Below are 4074 nucleotides of genomic sequence, written 5' to 3'. Positions count from 1 at the left end.
CAGTTTTCGGTCGGCCTCAACACCTTGCTTAACGAATGGCTACTGCAAGAGTCGGATCGCCGTGGTTTCGTGCCGCGCTGGCACGGTCTTCGGCTTGTCGCCGCAGATGCCTCGACAATCAAATTCGGCCATCGCGCCAGCCATGTTCCGCGCGCCGCGTCAACCGATCAAATCGCTTTCGGACTGTTCCTGCCCGGTGCCGAGATGATGCTCGCAGCGTCCTTGCACAGCATTCATGAGAGCGAGCGGCAGATGCTGTTCCAACACCTCGACCTGCTTGGTTGCGGCGACCCGCTTTTGATGGACCGCGGCTATCCTTGCCGCTGGCTGGTGGCCCTGCTCAACCATCGCGGCATCCGCTTTTGCATGCGTGTGGAAAAGGAGGGCAACAGCGGCTTCGCCAGCGTGCGCGACTTCCTGCGCTCGGGTCTGCAAGAGCAAATCGTCACGCTGGGCGCGCCCGACAAGGCCGACGCAGCCGACTACGAATGCCCGCGCGGCGCGTTGGAACCCGTTTAAGCGTGTTTTAGCGAGGAAAACATTGCCGCTTTCAATACTCTCAAAGATGCAATCATTGGCGCCAACCGTCGCAGGCATCGACAATATCTGCGTCATTCGCTCCTGCCTCGACACTCTCCCAAGCAGGTACACGGAACGCTTGAGGTGTTGCAACGCGCCTTCGCCGGTAAATCCTATCTAGCGCCACGGAATAGGCGCGGAACAGTTACCACCCGGCGAGCTAGGTCCAGCTATCGCTCGCTGGAGGAACGAAATCCCGAAGCGCATCCGACGTGCAAGCTGCACTCCTGATCGATTCGATTCTGCAAAGCATGCGCGCGGGATTTTGGATCTAGCAGCCTGTCGGACATGAATCGCCGCGCTTTGGCCCAACCCTAGTTCTGCACAAAAAATAGGCATATCGTGGCGATTTTTGGTCTTTTTGGCCGGTTTCCTGGGCAATTTCCTCTTCTATCCGAATTTTGGACGTAGTACGGCCATGCACTTCAAATTCCACGCCAGGCAGACCAAGTTCCATTCGCCGTTGACGTTCGCCAAACCGCGCAATGATAACTGACGGAAGCCCATCACCGATTTGATGATGCCAAATACGGGCTCGATCGTTTGCTTGCGCAGCGCGTACTGCGCGCGTCCGGCCTTCGTTTTGAGCTTGTGCGCCATGCTCTGCACGGCGGTAGCGTTTGGGGGCAATGGTCCCGGTTCGCTGTGGCGTTCGCGCCAGTCGGGATGGTGCTGGTCGCGACCAACGGCGATGAGCGGTGTCAATTGAGCGGTCTCGCAGGCAAGGATGTTCTTTTCGCTGCTATATCCCGTGTCGGCGAGCAGGCAGTTCGGCATACCCAAGACGTCGGACTGCGCCTTCAAGAGCGCCAGCATCGGCGCGACTTGCTCCTTGTCGTTGGGCGCCTGCGTGACGTGCGTGGCGACGATCAGCAGAGTGGCGACATCGGCTGCTGCCTGCGCGTTGTAGCACTGTTCGAAGCCTCCGGCTGAGACCGGCATGATGCGCGACTGCTCGTCCGTCAAGTTGACTTGGTCGCTCGCTCTCGGACCCGGCTCGGGCGCTTTCGGTGCCTTGCCGCCGAGCTTTTTGCCAGCTTCCTTTTCTTTGGCGGCGCGGCGCGCCATCTTCTCTTCGTATTCCGCCTGTTCGCGCTGGAAGCGCTCCTCGGCCCTTGCCGCGATCTTGCGCGTGGCCACGGCCATGGCCGCGAGTCGGTCTTCGCGCCGCTTGATTTCCTCGGGCAAGTTGGCGCCGTCGGGAACGTCGGCCTGATCGGCCTGTTCGGCAAGCGCCAGTAGTTCCTGCACCTCCGCCTTGAGTTGCACATCAAGTTTTTCAATGTGGCCGTGAGACAGGGCGCTATGACGGGAGGCGTTGGCGTGAATCTTGGTGCCATCGAGGCTGATCGTGCTCAACTTGAGCAGTTGCATTTCCTTGGCCAATTCGAGCACCTGCATGAACACGTCCGCGACCTCTACGAGGAAGCGCCGCCGGAAAGTGGCGAGGGTGTCATGGTCGGGATGGCTGCCGGCCGCAATGAAGCGGAACGCGACCGAGTCGTAGGTCGCGCGTTCGAGCCGGCGGCTCGAGAATACTCCGCTAGCGTAGCCGTACACCAAAATCCCGAGGAGCATGGGCGGGTGATACGCCTTCGATCCGCGCCCTGCATATCGACGCGTCAAATTGGACAGATCCAATTGGTCGATGACCTTGACGATGAATCGAGCCAAATGATCTTCGTTGAGCCAGTCCTCCAGGGACGGTGGCATGAGATAGGCGGTCTTGCGGTCGACGAGGATAAATCCGGACATGATGAAAATGCGAGCTCGAGATGGCAATATTTTCTCATGCTCGGGTCATATTCTGGCATGAAAAACGCCGCTGACTTCGGCCCGCGAAAGCGGGGTCAGAGTAATTTTCGCATGACCCCGCGAAAAAAAACTCTGACCCCGGTTTCGCTCGCAGCACCAGAATGCAACCGATCCGACTTCGCTTGCGGACCAAAGGCCGACAGGCTGCTAGCGGCGCTGGCAACCTGGCGTTCAATCCGGGTATGCAGAAAACTCATGGGCTGGGCGGCATTGTTCATTTTACAGCCGGCAACATAAGGCTCACTATGAATCACGACCTTCCAGTCGGGCCTTCCGCCGAGCACACATGTCAACGCCCATTGTTATCGTTCCCGCTTGCACCGCGCAAGAAGCAAAGCACCCCTACCACTTCGCACAGATGAAGTATGTCGACGCGGTGGTGCGCGGCGCCGGGTGCCTGCCCTTGGTGTTGCCGGCGATCGGTGCGGAGATCGACCTCGAAACCTTGCTGGGCACCGTGCACGGCGTGCTGCTGACAGGCTCGCCATCGAATGTGCACGCCAGCCATTACGGCGAACAGGTGCGCGACGCGGCCCAGCCGCAGGACTTGCCGCGCGACGCCACCACGCTGCCACTGATCCGCGCCGCCTACCAGCGCGGCATCCCCATGCTGGGCATCTGCCTCGGTTTCCAGGAGGTCAACGTGGCGCTCGGCGGCACCTTGCACCAGGCCGTGCACGAGGTTGACGGCATGACCGACCACCGCGAAACCAAGGGCCTGCCGGCCGAGCAGCAGTACGCGCCGGTGCACCAGGTCTCGCTCGCACCAAGCGGCTGCATGGCCGCCATCCTCGGCAGCGCCGACCCGATCAGGGTCAATTCACTGCACACCCAAGGCGTGGCAAGGCTGGCCCCCGGCTTGGCGGTCGAGGCGCACGCCGACGACGGCCTGGTCGAAGCCTATTCCGCTCCCGGGGCGTCGGGCTTTCTGCTCGCACTGCAGTGGCATCCGGAATGGCGCATGGCCGCCAACCCCGTGTCGATGAAGCTGTTCGGCGCGTTCGGCAACGCCTGCCGCGACTACCAGAGACGGTCGCGCGCCGCTTCACCGGTTTAAAATTCAGAGAGACAAACATGGCAATCCGCGAAAACTTCACCTACACCGACATGGACCTGTGGCTTAACGATAAGCGGGTCACCGAAATCGAATGCCTGGTCCCCGACCTGACCGGCGTCGCCCGCGGGAAAATCCTGCCACGCGCCAAATTCACGCAAGAACGTGGCATGCGCATCCCCGAGGCAGTGCTGGGCATGACCGTGACCGGCAACTACCCGACCGACGACATCGCCTACGACCGCGCCATCTCGACCACCGACCGCGACATGATCCTCAAAGCCGACCCGACCACCATCACCATGGTGCCGTGGGCGGTCGACCCGACCGCGCAGGTGATCCACGACTGTTATTTTTCGGATGGCAAACTGGTCGACTTCGCACCGCGCACCGTGCTGCGCCGCGTGCTCAAACTGTACGCCGACAAGGGCTGGAAGCCGGTGGTCGCGCCCGAACTCGAGTTCTACCTGACTGCCAAGAACATAGACCCGGACCTGCCGCTCAAACCGCCGATCGGCCGCAGCGGCCGCGCCGAGACCAGCCGCCAGGTCTACAGCATCGACGCCGTCAACGAGTTCGATCCGCTGTTCGAGGACATCTACGACTACTGCGAATTGATGAACCTC

The 4074-nt window shown here is 61.1% G+C and carries 3 protein-coding genes and 1 pseudogene; 3 read left to right on the top strand and 1 reads right to left on the bottom strand.

The window, feature by feature from the left end:
* Positions 1 to 519, top strand: a pseudogene (locus C7C56_RS29205) (IS4 family transposase); the annotation flags it as partial.
* Positions 520 to 969: 450 nt separating this feature from the next.
* Here C7C56_RS29205 and C7C56_RS26510 read toward each other — a convergent pair.
* Positions 970 to 2334, bottom strand: a complete 1365-nt coding sequence (locus tag C7C56_RS26510) for an IS1182 family transposase (RefSeq protein ID WP_106760340.1) — start codon at positions 2332 to 2334, stop codon at positions 970 to 972.
* A 346-nt stretch (positions 2335 to 2680) separates the two neighbouring features.
* Between C7C56_RS26510 and C7C56_RS26505 the strand changes: the two genes are divergently transcribed.
* Together C7C56_RS26505 and C7C56_RS26500 are read left to right on the top strand one after the other, a co-directional pair.
* Entirely contained in the window at positions 2681 to 3451 is a 771-nt protein-coding gene (locus C7C56_RS26505) for a gamma-glutamyl-gamma-aminobutyrate hydrolase family protein (protein ID WP_106760339.1), read from the top strand.
* Positions 3452 to 3468: 17 nt separating this feature from the next.
* Positions 3469 to 4074: type I glutamate--ammonia ligase (locus tag C7C56_RS26500; RefSeq protein WP_502506604.1), on the top strand; the 606-nt coding region annotated here is incomplete at its 3' end.

This window comes from Massilia glaciei, assembly GCF_003011895.2.
Classification (GTDB): Bacteria; Pseudomonadota; Gammaproteobacteria; order Burkholderiales; family Burkholderiaceae_D; genus Telluria_A; species Telluria_A glaciei.
This window is presented reverse-complemented; position numbering and strand designations above follow the sequence as displayed.